At 61.1% G+C, this 22710-nt stretch carries 23 protein-coding genes; 21 read left to right on the top strand and 2 right to left on the bottom strand.

The annotated features are described in order from the left end of the window. Positions 1 to 157: 157 nt before the first annotated feature. Entirely contained in the window at positions 158 to 3298 is a 3141-nt protein-coding gene (gene rne, locus C4J94_RS20515) for a ribonuclease E (RefSeq protein WP_218566816.1), read from the bottom strand. Positions 3299 to 4056: 758 nt separating this feature from the next. Between rne and rluC the strand changes: the two genes are divergently transcribed. From rluC to C4J94_RS20500, 3 genes are read left to right on the top strand one after another with little or no spacing between them, the layout of a single operon-like run. After that, positions 4057 to 5016 (top strand): 23S rRNA pseudouridine(955/2504/2580) synthase RluC, encoded by a 960-nt coding sequence (rluC, locus tag C4J94_RS20510; RefSeq protein ID WP_065951059.1) that lies wholly within the window; start codon positions 4057 to 4059, stop codon positions 5014 to 5016. Further along, complete coding sequence (locus C4J94_RS20505; protein WP_124387814.1) at positions 5003 to 5665, top strand: HAD-IA family hydrolase; 663 nt, start codon at positions 5003 to 5005, stop codon at positions 5663 to 5665. The genes rluC and C4J94_RS20505 overlap by 14 nt, the downstream gene beginning before the upstream one ends. A gap of 21 nt (positions 5666 to 5686) precedes the next feature. Beyond that, positions 5687 to 6670 (top strand): S49 family peptidase, encoded by a 984-nt coding sequence (locus tag C4J94_RS20500; protein WP_124387813.1) that lies wholly within the window; start codon positions 5687 to 5689, stop codon positions 6668 to 6670. A 131-nt stretch (positions 6671 to 6801) separates the two neighbouring features. On the opposite strand, the gene C4J94_RS20495 is transcribed toward C4J94_RS20500, so the two are convergent. Beyond that, complete coding sequence (locus C4J94_RS20495; RefSeq protein WP_124387812.1) at positions 6802 to 7380, bottom strand: nucleoside triphosphate pyrophosphatase; 579 nt, start codon at positions 7378 to 7380, stop codon at positions 6802 to 6804. Between the two features lie 105 nt (positions 7381 to 7485). Here C4J94_RS20495 and C4J94_RS20490 point away from each other — a divergent pair, with 105 nt between their 5' ends. From C4J94_RS20490 to C4J94_RS20405, 18 genes are all read left to right on the top strand, one after another. Then, a complete protein-coding gene (locus tag C4J94_RS20490; RefSeq protein WP_124364014.1) occupies positions 7486 to 8016 on the top strand; it encodes a YceD family protein in 531 nt (176 codons plus the stop codon). Positions 8017 to 8029: 13 nt separating this feature from the next. After that, on the top strand, positions 8030 to 8212 hold the full coding sequence (gene rpmF, locus C4J94_RS20485) for a 50S ribosomal protein L32 (RefSeq protein WP_003179396.1): 183 nt from the start codon (positions 8030 to 8032) through the stop codon (positions 8210 to 8212). 4 nt (positions 8213 to 8216) lie between these two features. Beyond that, on the top strand, positions 8217 to 9227 hold the full coding sequence (plsX, locus tag C4J94_RS20480) for a phosphate acyltransferase PlsX (protein ID WP_124387811.1): 1011 nt from the start codon (positions 8217 to 8219) through the stop codon (positions 9225 to 9227). A gap of 126 nt (positions 9228 to 9353) precedes the next feature. Further along, complete coding sequence (gene fabD / locus C4J94_RS20475; RefSeq protein WP_015885433.1) at positions 9354 to 10292, top strand: ACP S-malonyltransferase; 939 nt, start codon at positions 9354 to 9356, stop codon at positions 10290 to 10292. A gap of 30 nt (positions 10293 to 10322) precedes the next feature. Continuing rightward, a complete protein-coding gene (fabG, locus tag C4J94_RS20470) occupies positions 10323 to 11066 on the top strand; it encodes a 3-oxoacyl-ACP reductase FabG (RefSeq protein ID WP_124387810.1) in 744 nt (247 codons plus the stop codon). A gap of 191 nt (positions 11067 to 11257) precedes the next feature. After that, positions 11258 to 11494: an acyl carrier protein gene (gene acpP / locus C4J94_RS20465; protein ID WP_010165887.1), complete on the top strand. Its 237-nt coding sequence runs from the start codon at positions 11258 to 11260 to the stop codon at positions 11492 to 11494. Positions 11495 to 11622: 128 nt separating this feature from the next. Next, on the top strand, positions 11623 to 12867 hold the full coding sequence (gene fabF, locus C4J94_RS20460) for a beta-ketoacyl-ACP synthase II (protein WP_124387809.1): 1245 nt from the start codon (positions 11623 to 11625) through the stop codon (positions 12865 to 12867). Beyond that, entirely contained in the window at positions 12867 to 13682 is an 816-nt protein-coding gene (gene pabC, locus C4J94_RS20455; protein WP_124387808.1) for an aminodeoxychorismate lyase, read from the top strand. Before fabF ends, pabC begins: the two co-directional genes overlap by 1 nt. Position 13683: 1 nt before the next feature. After that, complete coding sequence (mltG, locus tag C4J94_RS20450; protein WP_124387807.1) at positions 13684 to 14805, top strand: endolytic transglycosylase MltG; 1122 nt, start codon at positions 13684 to 13686, stop codon at positions 14803 to 14805. A gap of 19 nt (positions 14806 to 14824) precedes the next feature. Then, on the top strand, positions 14825 to 15457 hold the full coding sequence (tmk, locus tag C4J94_RS20445) for a dTMP kinase (RefSeq protein WP_124387806.1): 633 nt from the start codon (positions 14825 to 14827) through the stop codon (positions 15455 to 15457). After that, complete coding sequence (locus C4J94_RS20440) at positions 15450 to 16439, top strand: DNA polymerase III subunit delta' (RefSeq protein ID WP_124387805.1); 990 nt, start codon at positions 15450 to 15452, stop codon at positions 16437 to 16439. The genes tmk and C4J94_RS20440 overlap by 8 nt, the downstream gene beginning before the upstream one ends. 63 nt (positions 16440 to 16502) lie before the next feature. After that, positions 16503 to 17288 carry a TatD family hydrolase gene (locus C4J94_RS20435; RefSeq protein WP_124387804.1) on the top strand — a complete coding sequence of 262 codons (786 nt, stop codon included), beginning with the start codon at positions 16503 to 16505 and terminating at the stop codon, positions 17286 to 17288. Between the two features lie 445 nt (positions 17289 to 17733). After that, the gene (locus tag C4J94_RS20430; protein WP_124387803.1) at positions 17734 to 18399 is read left to right on the top strand and encodes a TetR/AcrR family transcriptional regulator; all 666 of its coding nucleotides are present in this window, start codon (positions 17734 to 17736) and stop codon (positions 18397 to 18399) included. Positions 18400 to 18538: 139 nt separating this feature from the next. Next, complete coding sequence (locus tag C4J94_RS20425; protein ID WP_124387802.1) at positions 18539 to 19507, top strand: GTP 3',8-cyclase MoaA; 969 nt, start codon at positions 18539 to 18541, stop codon at positions 19505 to 19507. A 215-nt stretch (positions 19508 to 19722) separates the two neighbouring features. Continuing rightward, entirely contained in the window at positions 19723 to 20328 is a 606-nt protein-coding gene (locus C4J94_RS20420; protein WP_124387801.1) for a DUF4823 domain-containing protein, read from the top strand. 19 nt (positions 20329 to 20347) lie between these two features. Continuing rightward, a complete protein-coding gene (locus tag C4J94_RS20415; RefSeq protein ID WP_124387800.1) occupies positions 20348 to 20908 on the top strand; it encodes a DUF1285 domain-containing protein in 561 nt (186 codons plus the stop codon). A gap of 70 nt (positions 20909 to 20978) precedes the next feature. Then, positions 20979 to 21692 carry a GntR family transcriptional regulator gene (locus tag C4J94_RS20410; protein ID WP_124387799.1) on the top strand — a complete coding sequence of 238 codons (714 nt, stop codon included), beginning with the start codon at positions 20979 to 20981 and terminating at the stop codon, positions 21690 to 21692. Continuing rightward, complete coding sequence (locus tag C4J94_RS20405; RefSeq protein ID WP_124387798.1) at positions 21689 to 22690, top strand: ADP-ribosylglycohydrolase family protein; 1002 nt, start codon at positions 21689 to 21691, stop codon at positions 22688 to 22690. Before C4J94_RS20410 ends, C4J94_RS20405 begins: the two co-directional genes overlap by 4 nt. Positions 22691 to 22710: the final 20 nt, after the last annotated feature.

Below are 22710 nucleotides of genomic sequence, written 5' to 3'. Positions count from 1 at the left end.
AGATCTTAGGGCTCCCGCGTTTATCCAGAATGAACGCGTTGCCTGGGCGTTTTTCGCGAGCAAGCTCGCTCCTACAGTGAAGCCCGTCGCTTGTGACCATTGCCATAAAAAAGCCCCGCCTGATTGCTCAGGCGGGGCTTTTTAATGGCCGATGGAATCAGACGAGGGGTTTAGGCTCGTGCTCTTCTTCCAGGGCCTTGTGCTGCAACGCCGCAGCAGCTGCAGCAGCCTCGGCTTCCTTGCGACGACGACGCACTTCACGTGGGTCGTTCGGCGCACGGCCGTTCTCGGTCAGTGCGCTTGCCGGTGCAGTTTCAGCCACTGGGGCAGCTTCTTCGGCTACCACGGGGGCTTCAACCACTGGCTCAGGTGCCACGACCGGCGTTGGCTCAACCAATGGGGCAGCTTCTTCAACCACGACTTCGGCCACCGGAGCCGGCGCTTCCTCGACTACCGGAGCAGGCGCAGGCGCTTCAACCGGGGCGGCAGGTTCGGCAGTCCACTGGAAGGCGGTCTGTTCTTCACGAACTTCACGCACGGCCGGGGCAGCTTCTTCAACAGCCGGAGCTTCGACAACCGCTTCAACCACTGGCTCAGGCTCGACCACTGGAGCAGGTTCAACGGCAACCGGTACGGTTTGCGGTTGAGCGTCGCGAACCGGTGCCACTTCCACTTCCGGAACCACTGGGGTTTCGATCGGGGTAGTGGCTTCCACCACCGGCGCTTCGACCACTGGGGTCTGGGCAACAGGCGCTTCTACTGCGACGGTTTCTTCGACAGCGGCGGTAGCGCGCTCAGCCTGCTCATGGGCCTGGGCCTCGGCAGGTGCGCTGATGACCGTGCTGGCCACGGCGGCAGTCACGGCCAGGCCGGCAGCCAGTTCGTCGCCGGTCGGCTCGTGGTTGGCAGCTTCTGCGTTCTCGCCGGCTTCTTCCGAGCCTTCGATCACGTTGCCGTTGGCGTCACGTTGACGCTCACGACGGTTGCTGCGACGACGCTGACCACGGGAGCGGCGGCGTGGACGATCGCCTTCGGCGTTGTCCTGACCATCGTCCTGCAGTTGCTCTTCGCCGGTCAGCACTTCTTCTTCTTCGCTGGCGGCAGCGGCTTGTTCGGCGCGCGGTTGACGCTCTTCACGCGGGGCACGTGGTTGACGTTCCTCGCGTGGCGCGCGCTCTTCACGCGGCTGGCGAGCCGGGCGTTCTTCGGTGGTAGCGGCTGCGGCAGCGGCGACGGCAGGTGCCGCGTCCAACGGCTCGCGCAGTTCACGCACACGTTCTTCACGCTCGCCGCGCGGCTTGCGATCTTCACGCGGGGCACGTGGAGTACGCGGTGCGCGCTCTTCGCGAGGTGCGCGTTCTTCACGGGCTACGGTCGGGGTTTCTTCACGGGCTTCGCGAGGAGCACGTTCTTCACGTGGCGCACGCTCTTCACGCGGGGCGCGTTCTTCGCGCGGCTTGCGCTCTTCATCGCGACGACCGTTGCGGTTACGGCTCTGCTGACGACCGTTGCGACGCTCTTCGTTGCGCGCAGGGCGTTCGGTGGCGGTTTTTTCAACCACAACCGGAGCGACAGGCTCTTCCTTGGTGGCGAACAGGCTGACCAGCGACTTCACCAGGCCTTTGAACAGGCTTGGCTCAGGCATGGCGGCCGGCGCGGCAACCGGAGTGGCAACTTCGCTCGGCACCGGTGCGTTGGCGCGGGCCGGTGCGGTCTTCACGGCGGCTTCCTGGCGCACCAGGGTGCGGGTCGCGGCGGCTGGCTGGACTTCTTCGACTTCAGCAGCGGCAGCGGCGATTTCGTAGCTGGACTGGCCGCTGTGGGCTTCCGGGCTGTCATCGCGCAGGCGCTGCACTTCGAAGTGCGGCGTCTCCAGGTGATCGTTCGGCAGGATGACGATACGGGCACGGGTGCGCAGTTCGATCTTGGTGATCGAGTTGCGTTTTTCGTTGAGCAGGAAGGCGGCCACCGGAATCGGCACTTGTGCGCGAACTTCGGCGGTGCGGTCTTTCAGGGCTTCTTCTTCGATCAGGCGCAGGATCGCCAGGGACAGCGATTCAACGTCACGGATGATGCCGGTGCCGTTGCAACGCGGGCAGACGATGCCGCTGCTCTCGCCCAGGGATGGACGCAGGCGCTGACGGGACATTTCCAGCAGGCCGAAGCGCGAGATGCGGCCGACCTGTACGCGGGCACGGTCAGCTTCCAGGCATTCGCGGACTTTCTCTTCCACGGCGCGCTGGTTCTTGGCCGGGGTCATGTCGATGAAGTCGATCACGATCAGGCCGCCGATGTCACGCAGGCGCAGCTGGCGGGCGATTTCTTCAGCCGCTTCCAGGTTGGTCTGCAGGGCGGTTTCTTCGATGTCGCTACCTTTCGTGGCACGCGCCGAGTTGATGTCGATGGACACCAGGGCTTCGGTCGGGTCGATCACGATGGAGCCGCCGGAAGGCAGTTCGACCACGCGCTGGAAGGCGGTCTCGATCTGGCTTTCGATCTGGAAACGGTTGAACAGCGGAACGCTGTCTTCGTACAGCTTGATCTTGCTGGCGTACTGCGGCATGACCTGGCGGATGAAGGTCAGGGCTTCGTCCTGGGCTTCAACGCTGTCGATCAGCACTTCGCCGATGTCCTGGCGCAGGTAATCGCGGATGGCGCGGATGATCACGTTGCTTTCCTGGTAGATCAGGAACGGCGCGGAACGATCCAGGGACGCTTCTTTGATGGCAGTCCACAGTTGCAGCAGGTAGTCGAGGTCCCACTGCATTTCTTCGCTGCTGCGGCCCAGGCCTGCAGTGCGCACGATCAGGCCCATGTCGGCCGGTGCGATCAGGCCGTTCAGCGCTTCGCGCAGTTCGTTGCGCTCTTCGCCTTCGATGCGACGGGAAATGCCGCCGGCACGTGGGTTGTTCGGCATCAGCACCAGGTAGCGGCCGGCCAGGCTGATGAAAGTGGTCAGGGCGGCGCCCTTGTTGCCACGTTCTTCTTTCTCGACCTGAACGATGACTTCCTGGCCTTCGCTCAGGACGTCCTTGATGTTCACGCGGCCTTCAGGGGCTTTCTTGAAGTATTCGCGGGAGATTTCTTTGAGGGGCAGGAAGCCGTGGCGCTCGGAGCCGAAATCGACAAAGGCAGCCTCAAGGCTTGGTTCGATGCGAGTAATACGGCCTTTATAGATGTTGGCCTTTTTTTGCTCGCGTGCACCGGATTCGATGTCCAGGTCGTAGAGGCGTTGGCCATCTACCAGTGCAACACGCAACTCTTCGGGTTGGGTTGCGTTAATCAGCATTCTTTTCATGTTGTACCGTCGGTTTCCGGGCTGCCGGAAACGGCGTTCGGCACACACGACTTCTCACGGTCGGTGTCAGGTGCGTCAAGAGTGGTTGGCCACTCCAGTGTCCAGCAATAACAGGCCAATTGGGCCGTATCGCGACGGACGCGTCCTGCTTGTTAGCGGTGGTGACAAAGGCACCACTTCAACAAAAGCTAAGGTCAGGAGGAGGAATCAACCGGCGACTGTGGACGAGATGAAGCGTCTAAATATAAGCCTAGTGCTACACGGTCCGACGGTTGTGCATCTCCACCCTACACGTATCCCTGATAATTCGGGTGCTGCCGCGCGCAGAATCCGCAGCGGGTTGGCATTTACCGTGTTCTCCAATGGGGAGTTCACGCTCATGGCTAAACAAGACTAGGTGTGGGCGGTTGCGCTCTCACTCAGCTCTTAACAGGCGTTGTTTCCGAAGCATTCGCCATGGTCTGGCTCAAGACTGACTGCACTTTGTGAACTGGCCGTAAATATCGGCGCGCAAGGCGAGTATTCACTCTGCTTTGCGCACTCGCTTCAGGCCTCATGTCACCTGCGCTCGTTACAATCCCAAGCCTTCCAAGGTGGCGAACACCCCGTAGGACGGCCTCGCGTCCTGATGAATTGCGATGGTCAGGGCCGGCAGTTTGCCGCAAGTCCTCTGTCCAGGCCGCTTTTGGCGGCGTTCGCGACTATAGCAGCAATGATTAAGTGCTTCAATTCCATAAAAAATTGTTATCATCGCCGCCATGACGACTACCGCCCCCCAGACCCCCAGCGTCCAGCTGCTTGAGGTCTCGCCGGAATATGCCGGCCAACGCATCGATAATTTTCTCCTGGCCAGGCTCAAAGGCGTGCCCAAGACCTTGATTTACCGCATCTTGCGCAAAGGCGAAGTGCGCGTGAACAAAGGCCGGATCAAGCCCGAGTACAAGTTGCAGGCGGGCGATATCGTCCGTGTGCCGCCGGTGCGCGTGCCAGAACGCGATGAGCCCGTGCCGCTGGCCCAGGGCCTGCTGCAGCGCCTGGAAGCGTCGATTGTGTTTGAAGATAACAAACTCATCGTGATCAACAAGCCTTGCGGCATCGCTGTCCACGGTGGCAGCGGCCTGACATTCGGCGTGATCGAAGCCTTTCGTCAGTTGCGCCCGGATGCCAAGGAGCTGGAGCTGGTCCATCGCCTGGACCGCGACACTTCCGGCCTGCTGATGATCGCCAAGAAGCGCAGCATGTTGCGCCACCTGCACACTGCGCTGCGAGGCGACGGCGTGGACAAGCGTTACATGGCGCTGGTGCGCGGTAACTGGGCCAGCTCGATCAAAAGCGTGCGCGCGCCGTTGCAGAAGAGCAATCTGCGCTCCGGTGAACGCATGGTGGAAGTGGATGAGGAGGGCAAAGAGGCCCTGACCCTGTTCAAGGTGCTGCGCCGTTTCGGTGATTTCGCCACCCTGGTCGAAGCCAAGCCGGTGACTGGCCGCACTCACCAGATTCGCGTGCACACCCTGCATGCCGGTCACTGCATTGCCGGCGACACCAAATACGGCGATGAAGATTTCTCCAGGGAAATCCGCGATCTGGGCGGCAAGCGCCTGTTTCTGCACGCCTACATGCTGACCGTGCCGCTGCCCGATGGTGGCGAACTGAAGCTACAGGCGCCGGTTGATGAGATGTGGGCCAAGACCGTGGAGCGCTTGAGTGTCGCACCTTGATTACAAACTGCTGATTTTCGACTGGGACGGGACGCTGGCCAACTCCATCGGGCGGATTGTCGAGTCGATGCACGTGGCCTCGACCCGTTCCGGCTTCGAGCTGTGCAGTGACCTGGCGGTCAAGGGCATCATCGGCCTCGGCTTGCCTGAGGCAATCCGCACCCTGTACCCGCAGATCGATGATCAGCAACTGATCGCATTCCGACAGCACTATGCGGACCACTACATCGCCCTGGAAGCCGAGCCTTCGCCGTTGTTCGACGGCGTGAGGCAATCCCTGGAGGCGTTCCGCGCCCAGGGCTATTACCTCGCCGTGGCCACCGGCAAGGCCCGGCGTGGGCTGGACCGGGTGCTCAAGGCGCATGGTTGGGACGATTATTTCGACATTACCCGTGCCGCGGATGAAACCGCCAGCAAGCCTCACCCTCTGATGCTGGAGCAGATCCTGGCTCACTGCGGTGTAGCGCCGCGCCAGGCTTTGATGGTGGGAGATGCATCCTTCGACCTGATGATGGCGCGCAACGCCGGCATGGACAGCGTGGCGGTCAGCTATGGCGCGCAGGCGGCGCAAGCCTTGCAGCAATACGAGCCCAGGCTGACGATCGATCATTTTTCTGAACTGCAGGCCTGGCTTGGTCGGGCTCAATAAGTCTTTGCTGGGGTTAATGGCATGAGTGACGAGTGGAAAGCGCCTGAAAAGGCCGATAGCAGCGATGACAAGAGCTGGAAGTTGCTGGAAAAGACCTTGCTGGCCAGCGTGCAGGAGCAGCGTCGCTCGCGGCGTTGGGGGATTTTCTTCAAGCTGCTGACCTTTGTTTACCTGCTGGGTATGCTGGCGTTGTTCAGTCCATTGATGGACATGGAAAAAAGCGCCGCCCGTAGCAGCCACTACACCGCCTTGATCGAAGTGCGTGGGGTGATCGCCGACAAGGAGCCTGCCAGCGCCGACAATATCGTCAGCAGCCTGCGCGCCGCGTTCGAAGATACCAAGGTCAAGGCGGTGATCCTGCGCATCAATAGCCCGGGCGGCAGCCCGGTGCAGTCGGGTTATGTGTATGACGAGATTCGCCGTCTGCGCGCCCTGCATCCAGACACCAAGCTATACGCGGTGATTTCGGACCTGGGGGCTTCGGGGGCCTATTACATTGCCAGCGCCGCTGACCAGATCTACGCGGACAAGGCCAGCCTGGTGGGCTCCATTGGCGTGACGGCGGCCGGCTACGGCTTTGTCGGGACCATGGAGAAGCTGGGTGTGGAGCGTCGCACCTACACGTCCGGCGAGCATAAGGCATTCCTCGATCCGTTCCAGCCGCAAAAGGCCGATGAAACCCAGTTCTGGCAGGGCGTGCTCGACACCACCCATCGTCAGTTCATTGCCAGCGTCAAGCAGGGGCGGGGCGATCGGCTGAAGGACAAGGAGCATCCGGAGCTGTTCTCCGGGCTTGTGTGGTCGGGCGAGCAGGCGTTGCCGCTGGGCCTGATCGACGGCCTGGGCAGTGCCAGTTCAGTGGCGCGGGACGTGGTCGGCGAGAAAGAATTGGTTGATTTCACTGTCGAAGAGTCGCCGTTTGACCGTTTCTCCAAGAAACTCGGTGCCAGTGTGGCTGAGAAGTTGGCCCTGTATATGGGCTTCCAGGGCCCGAGTTTGCGCTGACATCCCAGACTGGATGCAGGTCAAAATGTGGGAGGGGGCTTGCCCCCGATGGCAGTGTGTCAGTCACAGATAAGCTGGCTGATCCACTGCTATCGGGGCAAGCCCCCTCCCACATTGGGTTTGTAAAGTTCCTAGGGGATTTGCACGCCTTCAACCAGCAACATATCTACCAGGCGAATCAGTGGCAGCCCTACCAGGCTGGTCGCGTCCGGCCCTTCGGTGCTCTGGAACAGGCTCACGCCCAATCCCTCGGCCTTGAAGCTGCCCGCGCAGTCATAAGGTTGCTCGATGCGCAGGTAGCGTTCGATGCGTTCAACGCTCAGTTCGCGCATGTGCACGGTAAAAGGGATGCAGTCGACCTGGCAGTGTCCGGTCTCGGAATTCAGCAAGGCCAGCCCAGTGAGGAAGCTCACACGCTTGCCGCTCGCTGCTAGCAGTTGCTCACGGGCGTTTTCGAAGGTGTGTGGTTTGCCGATAATCCGTCCTTCAAGCGCAGCCACCTGATCCGAGCCGATAATCAGGTGCCCAGGATGGCTGGTGGCGAGGGCGCGAGATTTCTCTTCGGCCAGGCGCTTGACCAGCTCCACGGCGGACTCATCCGCACGGTGACTTTCGTCGATATCCGGCGAGCTGCAGGTGAATGGCAGATGCAGGCGGCTCAGCAATTGCCGGCGATAAACCGAGCTGGACGCGAGTAATAAAGGCAGCATATACGTCTCCTCAAGACAGCCGCAGATTCTAGCGGCGTGACCGGCTGACGCACAGGGCTGAATTTCCTTTGACATGGCCGGGTGCATCCCTATAATGCTGCGCCTATGTTGAATGACCCGATTCCACCTCACGTTGACCCGCGCAAATTGGCTGATCGTGGCACTTCCCTTCAAGGTGAATTGCCGCTGGCCGATTTGGAGAGACTCTGCGACTCGCTTTCCGACACTGTCGGTGCGGTCCAGGCCAAATTCGTTTTTGAACGAGATGAACGTAAGTCTGTGGTAATCCACAGTTTTATCGACACCGAAGTCAAGATGGTTTGCCAGCGTTGTCTTGAGCTGGTCACCCTGCCGATCCACAGCGAGTGCAGTTATGCTGTGGTGAAGGAGGGTGCGAATACCCAGTCGTTGCCGAAAGGTTATGACGTGCTGGAACTGGGCGAAGATCCTTTGGATCTGCATGCACTGATCGAGGAGGAGCTCTTGCTCGCCTTGCCCATTGTGCCTGCTCATCATCCGGAAGAATGCCAGCAGCCGGCGGGCCTCGATGACGAGCCCGAACCGAGCGAGGACGAGGTAACGCGGTCCAACCCGTTCAGTGTATTGGCGCAGTTAAAGCGTGACCCAAACGTTTAGGAGTTAATCAATTATGGCTGTTCAGCAGAACAAAAAATCCCGCTCCGCCCGTGACATGCGCCGTTCGCACGACGCTCTCGAGGCAAGCACCCTGTCCGTGGAAAAGACCACCGGTGAAGTTCACCTGCGTCACCACGTATCGCCAGAAGGCGTATACCGTGGCCGTAAAGTGATCGACAAGGGCGCTGACGAGTAATCACTTGTCTGCTCAAGTCATCGCGATTGACGCAATGGGCGGGGACTTCGGTCCCCGCAGCATTGTTCAGGCCTGTATTGCCAGCCTGTCTGCCACGCCCTCGCTGCACCTGACCCTCGTCGGTCAACCTTCCCTCCTTGAAGAACTGATTGCCAGCTATCCGGCTGTGGATCGCGCGCGCCTGACGGTTACTGCGGCCAGCGAAACCATCACCATGGATGAAAAGCCGGCTGCGGCCCTGCGCGGCAAGCCCGATTCGTCCATGCGCGTGGCGTTGGAGTTACTGCGTGACGGCAAGGTGCAGGCCTGTGTCAGCGCAGGCAATACTGGCGCGCTGATGGCCTTGTCGCGGCATGTGCTCAAGACACTGCCGGGCATTGACCGGCCGGCGATGGTGGCGGCGATTCCGACGCAGAAAGGTTATTGCCAGCTGCTGGACCTGGGCGCAAACGTCGATTGCAGCGCCGAGCACCTGTTCCAGTTCGCCGTGATGGGGTCGGTGGCCGCAGAAGCGCTTGGCGTGGTCCGCCCGCGCGTGGCGCTGCTCAATATCGGCACCGAAGACATCAAGGGCAATCAGCAGGTCAAGCTGGCGGCTACCTTGTTGCAAGGCGCGCCAGGCTTGAATTACATCGGCTTTGTCGAGGGTGACGGCTTGTACCGTGGCGAAGCGGATGTTGTGGTGTGCGACGGGTTCGTCGGCAATATCCTGCTCAAATCCAGCGAAGGCTTGGCGACCATGATCGCCATGCGCATCGAAGCGCTGTTCAAGCAGAACCTGGCGTCGCGCCTGGTCGGCGCCCTGGCGCTGCCGTTGATGCGCCGCCTGCAAGCTGACCTCGCCCCGGCGCGGCATAATGGCGCGAGTTTTCTGGGCTTGCAGGGCATTGTGGTAAAAAGCCATGGCTCGGCGGGTGTGGAAGGCTTCCAGAGCGCGATTGCGCGGGCCCTGATCGAGATCCAGGAAAACCTGCCGCAACGCTTGCACGGCCGTCTGGAGGACCTGTTGCCTTAGGCGAATTGGCCCGGGAGTGCTTAAATGTGACCGGCCAGTTCAATTGACCATCCAATCTGTCAGTTTCGTGCGCTCCCACCGTAGGAGTGACCATTTTTGACGACCAGATCATTAGGGGCTTGTTACATGTCTACATCCCTCGCATTCGTCTTTCCAGGGCAGGGTTCGCAGTCCCTCGGCATGTTGGCCGAGCTGGGCGCGCAATACCCGCTGATCCTGGATACCTTCAAGGAAGCTTCCGATGCCCTGGGTTACGACCTGTGGGCGTTGACCCAGCAGGGGCCGGAAGAGCAACTCAATCAAACCGACAAAACCCAGCCAGCCATTCTGACCGCTTCGATCGCCCTGTGGCGCTTGTGGCTGGCCGAAGGCGGCGCGCGCCCGGCATTCGTCGCCGGTCACAGCCTGGGCGAATACAGCGCCCTGGTCGCGGCGGGCAGCCTGACCCTCGGTGAGGCGGTCAAGCTGGTCGAGCGTCGTGGTCAGTTGATGCAGGAGGCCGTTCCGGCCGGGCAGGGCGGCATGGCCGCTATCCTGGGCCTGGACGATGCCGTGGTGATTGAAGCCTGCGCCGAAGCGGCTCAAGGCGAAGTCGTCAGCGCGGTGAACTTCAACTCCCCTGGCCAAGTGGTGATCGCCGGTGCCAAGGCTGCCGTTGAGCGTGCCATCGAAGGCTGCAAGGCGCGTGGCGCCAAGCGCGCATTGCCGTTGCCAGTGAGCGTGCCGTCGCACTGCGAGCTGATGCGCCCGGCGGCCGAGCGTTTTGCCGAGTCCATCGCCGCCATTAACTGGCAGGCGCCGCAGATCCCGCTGGTGCAGAACGTCAGCGCGGCAGTGGCCGCCGACCTCGAGACCCTCAAGCGCGACCTGCTGGAACAGCTCTACAAGCCCGTACGCTGGGTTGAATCGGTGCAGACGCTGGCCGCCAATGGCGCCACCGAGTTGGTCGAGTGTGGCCCAGGCAAAGTCCTGGCGGGTCTGAACAAACGCTGCGCCGACGGTGTGTCGACCGCTAACCTCAATACCCCGGATGCCTTCGCTGCCGCTCGCGCGGCACTGGCCTGAACCCTGATCCCGAACTTAGGAGAAGCCTGCATGAGTCTGCAAGGTAAAGTTGCACTGGTCACCGGCGCAAGCCGTGGCATCGGCCAGGCCATCGCCCTGGAGCTGGGCCGTCAGGGCGCCGTCGTGATCGGCACCGCTACTTCCGCCTCGGGCGCCGAGCGTATCGCCGCGACCCTGAAGGAAAACAGCGTGCAGGGCACCGGCCTTGAGCTGAATGTGACCAGCGATGAGTCTGTGGCGGCCGTGCTCGCCGAGATCACTGCTCAGTTCGGTGCGCCGGCGATTCTGGTGAATAACGCCGGTATCACCCGCGATAACCTGATGATGCGCATGAAAGACGACGAGTGGTACGACGTGGTCGATACCAACCTGAACAGTCTGTTTCGCCTGTCCAAGGGCGTTTTGCGCGGCATGACCAAGGCGCGCTGGGGGCGAATTATCAATATTGGCTCCGTAGTGGGTGCCATGGGCAACGCCGGCCAAGTAAACTACGCTTCCGCCAAGGCCGGTCTGGAAGGTTTCAGCCGTGCGCTGGCGCGTGAAGTCGGTTCGCGGTCGATTACGGTAAACTCGGTGGCCCCAGGGTTCATCGACACCGATATGACCCGCGAACTGCCCGAAGCACAGCGTGAAGCCTTGCTGACACAGATTCCGCTGGGTCGTCTGGGTCAGGCTCAAGAGATCGCGAATGTGGTCACTTTCCTGGCATCCGACGGTGCGGCATACGTGACTGGGGCTACAATCCCGGTGAACGGCGGGATGTACATGAGTTAAATTGTGACGGATCGCTTCAAAAATATGTCATACGAGCTGTCTAAAATCCGTTATAAAGCTGCAACTTAATTTATAGGCAGGTGGCCGAGCGGGTACAGGGTGAAGCTTTCGGTTGAAAAGCTGAAATGGCTTTCTATACACTTACCCACTGGCCAGCTGCCTGAATTTGTCCATTAGGAGTTAAACAAGGTATGAGCACCATCGAAGAGCGCGTCAAGAAAATCGTTGCCGAGCAACTGGGCGTCAAAGAAGAAGAAGTGACCAACACTGCTTCCTTCGTAGAAGACCTGGGTGCCGATTCCCTTGACACCGTTGAGCTGGTGATGGCTCTGGAAGAGGAATTCGAGACCGAAATCCCGGACGAAGAAGCTGAAAAAATCACTACTGTTCAAGCTGCCATCGACTACGTTACTAGCCACCAGGCGTAATAGTTTGTAGTCGTCGCTTGCTGTCAGGGAAAAACCGCACTGCTGTAACGGCGTGCGGTTTTTTCTTTAAGCGGTGACGAAAAGTACGCTGCGAAGCAAAGTGTCGTCATTAGAAAAAGGAGAGTGCTGTGTCGCGTAGACGCGTCGTAGTCACCGGTATGGGTATGTTGTCGCCACTGGGCACGGATGTGCCAAGCAGTTGGCAGGGCATTCTGGCTGGCCACAGTGGTATCGGTCTGATCGAACACACGGACCTTTCTGCCTATTCCACCCGTTTTGGCGGCTCGGTAAAGGGTTTCAATGTCGAGGAATATCTCTCGGTCAAGGAATCCCGCAAGCTCGACCTGTTCATTCAGTACGGCCTGGCAGCCGGTTTTCAGGCAGTGCGTAACGCCGGCCTTGAAGTGACCGACGCCAACCGTGATCGCATCGGCGTGGCCATGGGTTCGGGTATTGGTGGCCTGACCAATATCGAAGAAACCAGCCGCACGCTGCACGATTCCGGCCCCCGTCGAATTTCACCGTTCTTCGTGCCGGGCTCGATCATCAATATGATTTCCGGTTTCCTGTCCATCCACCTGGGCGCACAGGGGCCTAACTACGCCATCGCAACGGCGTGCACCACGGGCACTCACTGCATCGGCATGGCGGCGCGCAACATCGCCTACGATGAAGCCGACGTCATGATCGCCGGTGGCGCCGAGATGGCCGCCTGCGGCCTGGGCATGGGCGGCTTCGGCGCGTCCCGTGCGCTGTCGACTCGCAATGATGAGCCGACCCGTGCCAGCCGTCCGTGGGACAAGGGCCGTGACGGTTTCGTGCTGTCCGACGGTGCCGGTGCCCTGGTCCTGGAAGAGCTGGAGCATGCCAAGGCGCGCGGTGCCACCATCTATGCCGAGCTGATCGGCTTTGGCATGAGCGGCGATGCCTACCACATGACCTCGCCACCGGCCGACGGTGCCGGTGCTGCGCGCTGCATCACCAACGCCCTGCGCGATGCCAAGGTCAACGCTGACCAGGTGCAGTACATCAATGCCCATGGCACTTCGACGCCCACCGGCGACCTGGCGGAAGCCGAGGCCATCAAATCGGTGTTCGGCGAGCACGCCTACAAGCTGGCCGTCAGCTCCACCAAGTCCATGACCGGCCATCTGCTGGGCGCGGCGGGTGCGGTCGAGGCGATCTTCAGTGTGATGGCCATCAAGGATCAGGTCGCTCCGCCGACCATCAACCTCGATGAGCCGGACGAAGGCTGCGACCTGAACTTCGTGCCGCACGAAGCGCAACCGATGCCGATCGACGTGGTGATCTCCAACTCGTTCGGTTTTGGTGGCACCAACGGCTCGCTGGTGTTCCGCCGGTTCGCCGAGTGATGCACAGCTGGGTCGACGGTCAGCCAGCGGACAGCGTGCCCCTGAAAGATCGCGGCCTGGCGTATGGCGACGGTGTGTTTGAAACCATGGCGGTCAAGGCCGGGCAGCCGCTGCTGCTTGACCGTCACCTGCAGCGCCTTCAGGAAGGCTGCAGGCGCCTCTCACTGGCGGTGGACCACGGTCTGGCGCGTAGCGAGGTGCTCGTCTATGCCGCTGCCCTTGGCGATGGCGTGCTCAAGTTGATCCTGACCCGTGGCGACAGCCAGCGGGGTTATGGCGCCAACCCCGATGCCGCTGTACGTCGTATCTTGCAAGGCAGTCCGCCTGCCGCTTATCCCGAAGCCCATGGTACCGACGGCATCCGCCTGTTCCCATGCGCCACGCGCTTGGCCGAGCAGCCGCTGCTGGCCGGGCTCAAACACCTCAATCGTCTTGAACAGGTGATCGCCCGTGCCGAATGGCGTGATGCCGAATATGCCGAAGGCTTGATGCTGGATATGTCCGGTCGCGTCATCGAAGGCGTGTTCAGCAACCTGTTCCTGGTGCGCAACGGCTTGTTACTAACCGCTGATCTGACGCGTTGCGGCGTTGCCGGCGTGATGCGCGCCGAGATTCTGGCCCAGGCACATACGCTGGGCGTCCCGGTGGCCGTGGCTGACATCGATCCCGAGCAGTTGCGCCAAGCTGACGAAGTCTTTATGTGCAACAGCGTTTATGGCATCTGGCCGGTACGTGAGTGCGCTGGGATGAGCTGGTCGGTTGGGCCGCTCACCCGTAAACTGCGGGGCATTGTTCGCGCGCATTTGGATATTTGAGTTGATACGAAAACTGGCTGTACTGCTGCTGATCGGTCTGTGCTCGGCGGCCTTGCTGTCGGGCTTTTCTGCCTGGAAATACAACGCTGCCTTGAAACAGCCGTTGCATCTGACCCAGGAGCAATTGCTCGATGTGCCGGCAGGGGCAACACCCACCGGAACCTTCAATCGCCTGGAAGCCGACGGCGTGCTCGACGGTGCCTTCTGGCTGCGTCTGTACTGGCGCTTCAACCTCGAGGGGCAACCGCTGCACAGCGGCGAATATCGCATGACCCCAGGCATGACCGCCGAAGGCCTGATCGGCCTGTGGCAGCGTGGGGAAGTGGTGCAATACAGCCTGACGCTGGTAGAGGGGTGGAACTTCCGCCAGGTGCGCTCGGCCCTGGCCAAGCATGAAAAGATCGTGCAAAGCCTCGCGGGCCTCAGTGACAGCGAAGTGATGGATAAGCTCGGCCATCCTGGCGTGTTCCCGGAAGGACGCTTCTTTCCCGACACCTACCGCTTTGTGCGTGGCATGACCGATGTTGAATTCCTGAAGAAAGCCTACAGCCGCCTTGATGACGTACTGGCCCAGGAGTGGAGCAAACGCGCCGCTGATGCGCCTTACACCGAACCTTATCAAGCCCTGATCATGGCCTCCCTGGTAGAAAAGGAAACCGGCGTACCCGAAGAGCGCGGGCAAATTGCCGGTGTGTTCGTACGTCGTCTGAAGATGGGCATGATGCTGCAGACCGACCCCACGGTGATCTATGGCCTGGGTGAGCGCTACAACGGCAAGTTGACCCGTGCCCACCTCAAAGAGGCCAATCCTTACAACACCTACATGATCGCCGGCCTGCCGCCGACGCCCATCGCCATGGTCGGCCGCGAGGCGATTCATGCCGCGCTGAACCCGGTGCCGGGCAGCAGCCTGTATTTTGTCGCCCGCGGCGATGGCAGCCATATTTTCTCGGACGACCTGGATGCGCATAATGCCGCCGTGCGCGAGTTCCAGCTCAAGCGCCGCGCCGATTACCGTTCCAGCCCGGCGCCATTGGCCAAACCGCTGGAGGGCACGGTGCCGCCCGTTGACGTCCCGGCAGAATCCGCGCCGGACACCAGCGCCCCACAAAGCCCGCAATGACTCTGACTAAGGACTGCCTGTGACTGGCTTGTTTGTGACCCTCGAAGGCCCGGAAGGCGCCGGCAAAAGCACCAACCGCGATTACCTGGCCGATCGCCTGCGTGCCGTAGGCATCGAAGTGGTGCTGACCCGCGAGCCCGGCGGTACGCCACTGGCCGAGCGCATCCGTGAGGTACTGCTGACGCCGGGCGATGAGCCTATGAACCCGGACACGGAGCTGCTGCTGGTATTCGCCGCCCGTGCCCAGCATCTGGCCGAGGTGATCCGACCGGCACTGGCACGCGGGGCCGTGGTGATCTGCGACCGATTCACTGACTCCACCTACGCCTATCAGGGCGGTGGCCGTGGGTTGTGCCTGGAACGTATCGCAACGCTGGAAACCTTTGTGCAGGGGGGGCTGCGCCCTGATCTGACCCTGCTGTTCGATCTGCCAGTTGAAGTGGGAATGGCCCGCGCCAGCGCCCGCGGCCGCCTGGATCGTTTCGAACTGGAAGGCCAGGCTTTCTTCGACGCGGTGCGCAGCGCGTTCCTCGAGCGTGCCAAGGCAGAGCCTGCGCGTTACTACCTGCTTGACGCGGCTCAACCGCTGGCTCAGGTGCAGCAAGCCATCGATGCGCTGTTGCCCAGCCTTCTGGAGCGTGCCCGTGGCTGAAGCCTATCCGTGGCAGGACGGCCTCTGGCACCAACTGGCCGGCCGTGCCCAGCACGCCCACGCCTATTTACTGCATGGCCCGATAGGCATCGGCAAACGCGCCCTGGCCGAACGCTTGATGGCCAGCTTGCTGTGCCAGCGCCCGGTCAATCTTGACGCGTGCGGCGAATGCAAATCCTGCCTGCTGCTGAAGGCTGGCAGCCACCCCGACAACTATCTGCTGGAACCTGAGGAGGCAGACAAAGCGATCAAGGTCGACCAGGTACGCGACCTCGTCAGCTTCGTGGTGCAGACCGCGCAGATGGGCGGGCGCAAAGTGGTGCTGATCGAGCCGGTGGAGGCGATGAACATCAACGCCGCCAACGCCTTGCTCAAAAGCCTGGAGGAACCGTCCGGCGACACCGTGCTGTTGCTGGTGAGCCATCAGTCCAGCCGCTTGTTGCCGACGATTCGCAGCCGTTGCGTGCAGCAGGCATGCCCGCTGCCGAGCGAGGCCATGAGCCTTGAGTGGCTGGCGCAGGCGCTGCCGGAGTGCTCGGCAGAAGAACGCGTCGAATTGCTGACCCTGGCCGCAGGCTCCCCCTTGGCGGCGGTGAAACTGCAAGCCCAGGGCGTGCGAGAGCAGCGTGCGCTGGTCGTGGACGGTGTGAAGAAGTTGATCAAGCAGGAACTGTCTGCCACCCAGTTGGCGGAAAGTGCGTGGAAGGACATTCCTTTGCTGCTGCTGTTCGACTGGTTCTGCGACTGGTCCAGCCTGATCCTGCGCTACCAGCTGACCCAGGACGAAAACGGCCTGGGTCTGCCGGACATGCGCAAAGTGGTGCAGTACCTGGCGCAGAAAAGCGCCCAGGACAAGGTGCTGGCGATCCAGGACTGGATCCTTGCCCAGCGCCAGAAAGTGCTCGGCAAGGCCAACCTCAACCGCGTGCTGTTGCTCGAAGCGCTGCTGGTGCAGTGGGTCGGTCTGCTCGGCCGGCGTTAATTTCCGTGGCCGGCGGGTGTATCGTTGGCCAGACACGTTCCGTTACTCAAGTTGTAGAGGCCCATGCTCGTAGATTCCCACTGTCACCTTGATCGACTCGACCTCGCTCAACACGGCGGCTCCCTTGACACCGCACTCGAGGCTGCGCGCCAGCGCGGGGTAGGGCACTTCCTGTGCATTGGCGTCAGCGCTGAAAACGCCGCCGACGTCAAAGCCCTCGCTGATCGCTACGCCGATGTGGATTGTTCGGTGGGTATCCACCCGCTGGATCTCAAACCCGGCGAAGCACCGGCCCTGGACTGGCTGCTGGGCGAACTCAATCACCCGCGTGTCGTTGCTATTGGCGAAACCGGTCTGGATTACCATTACGAACCTGAAGCCGCCGAGCTGCAGCAGGCCTCGTTCCGCCTGCACTTGCGAGCCGCGCAACAGAGCGGCAAACCGGTAATCGTCCACACCCGCGGCGCGCGCGCCGATACCCTGGCCCTGTTGCGTGAAGCCGCGCTGCCGCAGGCAGGTGTGTTGCATTGCTTTACCGAAGACTGGGAAATGGCCAAGGCCGCCCTGGACCTGGGGTTCTATATTTCGCTGTCTGGCATCGTTACCTTCCGCAATGCCGACGCGCTGCGCGATGTTGCCCGCCAGGTGCCTGCCGACCGGCTGCTGGTGGAAACCGATTCGCCGTACCTGGCGCCGATCCCCCATCGCGGCAAGCCGAACCTGCCGGAGTATGTGCGTGACGTGGCGGATTATCTGGCAATGCTGCGAGGTGAGTCCTACGAGCGCTTCGCCGAGCAAACTACCGAGAACTTCAGGCGTTTGTTTCCACTGGCCCGTGTGGCTTCCTGATCGTCGCCAAATTGCAGGCAAAAAAAACCCGGGTTCTGGGGGGTGAATCCGGGCTAAGACCATTAGGAGTAAAACAAGGGCACACAGTCCGTCGGTACCCAGGTCGGCGCTTCACTTGGGGGAGATGTCGCGCCGACAGTTGAAGTATTGATCACTATCGGATTCAGTCCAGTCGCAATTGATCGATTTTTAAACAGATTTGGAATACGCGTTCTTCGCTTGAGTTCTCATTGAGCATGATGCGCACCTTGAGTCTGGCGTATTGTTTCTGACTGATAATGCTTAAATCGTTGGCGTACTGAAAGTAAAGTGCATAACCGGTTCACATAGGCGTTGCCCAGCGACCGTTCAGTCGGGATAATCCCTCGCATCGGGTAAATCGTATCGCCACGTATCCATGGCGTGCGCAACCCTCCCTATTCCGACCTTTGCAGACCTCTTCCTCATGCATAAAGAACCCCGTAAGGTCCGTGAGTTTCGCCGCCGTGAGCAGGAAATTCTCGACACCGCACTCAAGTTGTTCCTCGAACAAGGCGAAGACAGCGTCACCGTCGAGATGATCGCGGATGCCGTGGGTATCGGCAAAGGCACGATCTACAAGCATTTCAAATCCAAGGCCGAGATTTACCTGCGCCTGATGCTCGACTATGAGCGTGACTTGAACGAGCTGCTGCATTCGGCCGATGTCGACAAGGACAAAGAGGCCTTGTCCCGTGCATATTTCGAGTTCCGCATGCGCGATCCACAGCGCTACCGCCTGTTTGACCGCCTGGAAGAAAAGGTGGTCAAGGGCCACCAGGTGCCGGAAATGGTCGAGGAGCTGCACAAGATCCGCGCCTCGAACTTCGAACGCCTGACCTTGCTGATCAAGGGTCGTATCAGTGAAGGCAAGCTCGAAGACGTGCCGCCATATTTTCACTACTGCGCGGCCTGGGCGCTGGTGCATGGCGCCGTTGCGCTGTACCACTCGCCGTTCTGGAGCAATGTGCTGGAAGATCAGGAAGGCTTCTTTCAGTTCCTGATGGACATCGGCGTGCGCATGGGCAACAAGCGCAAGCACAGCCCTGAATTGTCTGCCCCGGAAAAAGCTGGCGATGCCCCTGCTGCCTGAGTCATTCGCCACACTGATGGCTCAATGATTTACTGCCAGGCGCAGTACCCTAGGAATATACTCAGGCAAGGACCTTGCTAAAAGCTGATTTATGAGTCAGCTTCTAGTGCGCCCGAAAAATCCTCTGCCGGAGTGGTTCATGATCGTTGATCGTCAAGGCAGGCGGTTTCGCAATTTGCGAATCAGCCTGACCTCAGCCTGCAATTACGCATGTACCTACTGCGTGCCCAATGGCAAGCGGCTGGTGGCTGCCCAGGACGAACTTTCGGCGCAAGCCATGGCCCGAGGCGTGGCTTACCTGATTGAAGCGGCTGGCATCGATCGCCTGCGTATTACCGGCGGTGAGCCGCTGGTGAGCCCCAAGCTGGAAGCCTTTATGGGGGCCGTGGGGCAGATGGGGCTCAGCGACATCAGCCTGACCACCAACGGCCAGTTGCTGGCGCGCAAGCTGCCGCTGCTGGTGGACGCGGGCATTCGGCGCATCAACGTTTCCCTCGACACCCTGGATGCCGACGCCTTCCGCAGTATCGCCCGCGGTGGCGACCTGGCCACTGTGCTCGATGGTATGGACCAGGCCCGCGCGGCCGGAATCAAGATCAAGGTCAATATGGTGCCCTTGCGCGGCCAGAACCTGGACCAGGTGATGCCGTTGCTCGACTACTGCCTGGAGCGGGGCTACGAGCTGCGCTTTATCGAGTTGATGCGCATGGGGCACCTGGCGAAAGACTCCAATGCGTTTCTGCAGCAATTCGTCAGCCTGCAACAACTGCTCAGCCTGATCGGCGAACATCACGAATACCTGCAAGCCAATGCCCCGGTCGATGCTACCGCTGTGCGCTATGAAGTGCCGGGCAAGGGCTTCTTTGGCGTGATCGCCAATGAAAGCGTGCCGTTCTGCCGCACCTGCTCGCGCTTGCGTCTGTCTTCCACGGGTTGGTTGCATGGCTGCCTGTCTTCGAGCAATCGTCACTACGTCGGCGACCTGCTGGACAAACCTCGCCACCAGGCACTGCCAGCCTTGCAAGGCTTACTGATGAAAGCCCTGGGCGACAAACAGGAAGTGGCCTTCTCGGGCGGCGCAACGGTGATGAAGATCATCGGCGGCTGATTGGCTCCAATGTGCTTGCCCTAATGCCAGTCAGTCAGCGCAGATCCCCTGTGGGAGGGGGCTTGCTCCCGATGGCGGTGTGTCAGCTAACGATAAGCTGGCTGATACACCGCCATCGGGAGCAAGCCCCCTCCCACATTTGATTCAAGCTGGCGCAGATTCTGCATCTCACGCCCATTCGCCGGTTTTCCGTCACCGGCTTCTGGAGGAATAGGATGCGTAGTCTGGTTTTGTTGCTGGCGTCGTTGGTGCTCAGTGGTTGCATGACCGTCAGCGATATGGCCGAAGGCACCCGCTATCAGATGAGCGACGCCGGCTTGCTCGACCACAGTGATACACGCCGTACCGCGTCGGTCCGTATCCAGCCGGACTCCTTTGTCTTTATTGCCCAGGGCGCGTTCGTGCCGCCTGGCAGCGCCTATCCGCGACCGAACGTGGTGGCCGAGGAAGCGTTCAACGGCTTCGTCGAATATTTCCCCATGGTGCGTCGCGCCCGCCAGCCCGAAGGCCTCGAACAGGCCATGGCCGAAGCGCGCGCGGCTGGGGCTCACTATTTGCTGTATTGCCGCTTCGCGGCAGCCGATGACCGTATTGGCAACGCCGATGAATGGACCGACCAGCAAGCCCTGGACCGCCTTGGCCTGGACAGCGGCGTGATCCAGATCATGTTGATCGAGACCAGTACCCAGTATTTGATTGATACTGCACGCATTCGCAGTCGTGGCGGTTTACTGACGTTCCATGACAACACGCCCCAAGATCTGATTGCCCGGCCACTGGCCCAATACGCCAGAGGCTTGCTGGGCATGAGCGATCAATAAGCCTGAAAAGGAGCCCCGCATGACCGATACCGCCAAGGCCAATGATCTGTTGGCGCAACTGCCCAGAGGCAAAGGGCCGGCGCCGGTGCATCTGTGGAACCCGGATTTCTGCGGCAATATCGACATGCGCATCGCCCGTGATGGCACCTGGTTCTATCAGGGCACGCCGATCGGGCGCAAACCCATGGTCAAGTTGTTCTCCACTATCATTCGCCGCGATGGCGATGACTATTTTCTGGTAACGCCGGTGGAAAAGGTCGGCATCCGCGTCGATGACGCGCCCTTTGTCGCCGTCACTCTCGAGGTGCAAGGGCAGGGCGAAAGCCAGGTGCTGCGCTTTACTACCAATGTCGATGAGCAGGTCGAGGCTGGCCTTGAGCACCCCTTGCGTGTGGTGATCGATCCGCTCACCGAGGAACCGGCGCCGTATTTGCGGGTGCGTAGCAACCTCGAAGCCCTGGTGCACCGCAACGCGTTCTACCAATTGGTCGAGCTGGCCGTGAGCCGTCCGATCAACGGTCAGAACTGGCTTGGCGTATGGAGCAGCGGAGAGTTTTTCCCGATTGGCCTGGAGCCCTGAGGCCGGTTTTTTGATCGCCCGTGAATAATTTGCTTGCTGGGAGTGATGGCTTTCGGTTATCACTTTGTACATGATTAGACATGTTCGATTCGACAAGAAAAAACGCGTCGTCGACGAGCTCATCCGCCGCATCGAGGGTGGGGTGATCGCCGACGGATTCCTGTTGCCCGGCGAGCATCAACTGGCCGAAGAGTTTGCGGTCAGTCGTGGCACGCTGCGCGAAGCGCTGGCTGAGCTCAAGCGTCGCAACTACATCGCCACCCAGAGCGGTGTCGGCTCCATCGTCACCTTTGATGGCATGGGGCTCGACCAGCGCCAAGGTTGGGCCCAGGCCCTGGCAGACACCGGCGCGCAGGTCAGCACCGAGGTGCTGCGCTTCGAAGCGGTGACGCGCCCGGATCTGTTCAGCCGGTTCGGCAGCGAGCAGTTCATCGCCCTGGACCGTTGCCGGCGCATCGCCGACGGCACCGCGGTGTCGCTGGAGCGCTCGCTGATGCCTGCCAGCGCAGACCTGGAAAGCCTGCCGCGCATCGGCCTGATCGACAATTCCCTCACCATCACCCTCGCGGCCTACGGCTATGTGGGCGCCACAGGCGACCAGTGGATCGGCGCCGAGGCCCTGAGCGATGATGACGCCCGGCTGCTCGGACGTCCGGCCGGCACGGTGTTTCTCAAAGCGTCGCGCACCACCTATGACCGTCGTGAGCGCTTCATGGAGCATGTCGAAAGCTTGCTCGACCCGCTGCACTTTCGTTTGCACCTGCAATTTGGGGCGTCTAAATGACTGCTGAACTTCGCGCGCTTGGCGCTTTTTATGGCCTGGCCCTGGGCGATGCGCTGGGCATGCCTACCCAATCCTTGAGCCGTGAGCAAGTCCGCCAGCGTTTCGGTGGAATCACCACCCTGCAAGACGCTGGCCCCGACCAGCCCATCGCGCCGAACATGCCCGCCGGTTCCATTACCGATGACACCGAACAGGCGATCCTGGTCGCTGAGCTGCTGGTGGAAGGCCACGGCACGATCGAACCCACCGTACTCGCCCAACGCCTGATCGACTGGGAAGCGGCGATGCGCGCCAAGGGTTCCCAGGACCTGCTCGGGCCATCCACCAAGCGCGCTATCGACATGATCCTCGCGGGGCATACACCAGAAGAGTCCGGGCGCTACGGCACGACCAACGGCGCGGCCATGCGCATCACCCCGGTAGGCATCGCCGCCGATGTCAGCGACCCGACGCAGTTTATCCAGGCGGTGATCCAGGCTTGCCAGGTCACCCATAACACCAGCCTGGGCATTGCCAGCGCGGCCGCGGTGGCGGCGGTGGTTTCCGCCGGTATCAACGGTGTGGACCTGGGCGAGGCGCTGAACATCGGCACTCAGGTTGCACAACAGGCGGAACACCATGGCCACTGGGTGGCGGGCGGGCGCATGTCCACCCGCATCAGTTGGGCACGCACCCTGAGCGTGGGCAGTGGCGACAAGGCCCTGTTCACTGACCTGCTCTATGAGTTGATCGGTACCTCGGTGGCTTCCCAGGAGTCGGTGGTGGTGTCGTTCGCCCTCGCGCAGCAAGTGGCGTCGGGCGACATGAGCGCCTTCGAGGCGCTGTGCCTGGCCGCCAGCCTGGGGGGCGACACCGACACCATCGCCGCGATCCTCGGTGCCATGCTCGGTGCCTGTCTGGGTCTGCAGTGCTGGCCGCAGGCGATGGTCGAGCAGGTCAAGCGCGTGAATGGCCTGGACCTGCAACCGCTGGTGCAACGCCTGCTCGCATTGCGTTGAGTCATTGAAGCGTTGCCACA

Source organism: Pseudomonas sp. R5-89-07 (assembly GCF_003851685.1).
Classification (GTDB): domain Bacteria; phylum Pseudomonadota; class Gammaproteobacteria; order Pseudomonadales; family Pseudomonadaceae; genus Aquipseudomonas.
Note: the sequence above shows the minus strand (reverse complement) of the source record. Positions and strands in the feature narration are given on the sequence as shown.

Excerpts from the sequence above, each read along its gene's own strand:
- rne (WP_218566816.1), bottom strand. The coding sequence starts at position 3,298 with ATGAAAAGAATGCTGATTAACGCAACCCAACCCGAAGAGTTGCGTGTT.
- rluC (WP_065951059.1), top strand. The coding sequence starts at position 4,057 with ATGACGACTACCGCCCCCCAGACCCCCAGCGTCCAGCTGCTTGAGGTC.
- C4J94_RS20500 (WP_124387813.1), top strand. The coding sequence starts at position 5,687 with ATGAGTGACGAGTGGAAAGCGCCTGAAAAGGCCGATAGCAGCGATGAC.
- C4J94_RS20495 (WP_124387812.1), bottom strand. The coding sequence starts at position 7,380 with ATGCTGCCTTTATTACTCGCGTCCAGCTCGGTTTATCGCCGGCAATTG.
- C4J94_RS20490 (WP_124364014.1), top strand. The coding sequence starts at position 7,486 with ATGTTGAATGACCCGATTCCACCTCACGTTGACCCGCGCAAATTGGCT.
- rpmF (WP_003179396.1), top strand. The coding sequence starts at position 8,030 with ATGGCTGTTCAGCAGAACAAAAAATCCCGCTCCGCCCGTGACATGCGC.
- fabD (WP_015885433.1), top strand. The coding sequence starts at position 9,354 with ATGTCTACATCCCTCGCATTCGTCTTTCCAGGGCAGGGTTCGCAGTCC.
- fabG (WP_124387810.1), top strand. The coding sequence starts at position 10,323 with ATGAGTCTGCAAGGTAAAGTTGCACTGGTCACCGGCGCAAGCCGTGGC.
- acpP (WP_010165887.1), top strand. The coding sequence starts at position 11,258 with ATGAGCACCATCGAAGAGCGCGTCAAGAAAATCGTTGCCGAGCAACTG.
- pabC (WP_124387808.1), top strand. The coding sequence starts at position 12,867 with ATGCACAGCTGGGTCGACGGTCAGCCAGCGGACAGCGTGCCCCTGAAA.
- C4J94_RS20435 (WP_124387804.1), top strand. The coding sequence starts at position 16,503 with ATGCTCGTAGATTCCCACTGTCACCTTGATCGACTCGACCTCGCTCAA.
- C4J94_RS20430 (WP_124387803.1), top strand. The coding sequence starts at position 17,734 with ATGCATAAAGAACCCCGTAAGGTCCGTGAGTTTCGCCGCCGTGAGCAG.
- C4J94_RS20425 (WP_124387802.1), top strand. The coding sequence starts at position 18,539 with ATGATCGTTGATCGTCAAGGCAGGCGGTTTCGCAATTTGCGAATCAGC.
- C4J94_RS20420 (WP_124387801.1), top strand. The coding sequence starts at position 19,723 with ATGCGTAGTCTGGTTTTGTTGCTGGCGTCGTTGGTGCTCAGTGGTTGC.
- C4J94_RS20415 (WP_124387800.1), top strand. The coding sequence starts at position 20,348 with ATGACCGATACCGCCAAGGCCAATGATCTGTTGGCGCAACTGCCCAGA.
- C4J94_RS20410 (WP_124387799.1), top strand. The coding sequence starts at position 20,979 with ATGATTAGACATGTTCGATTCGACAAGAAAAAACGCGTCGTCGACGAG.
- C4J94_RS20405 (WP_124387798.1), top strand. The coding sequence starts at position 21,689 with ATGACTGCTGAACTTCGCGCGCTTGGCGCTTTTTATGGCCTGGCCCTG.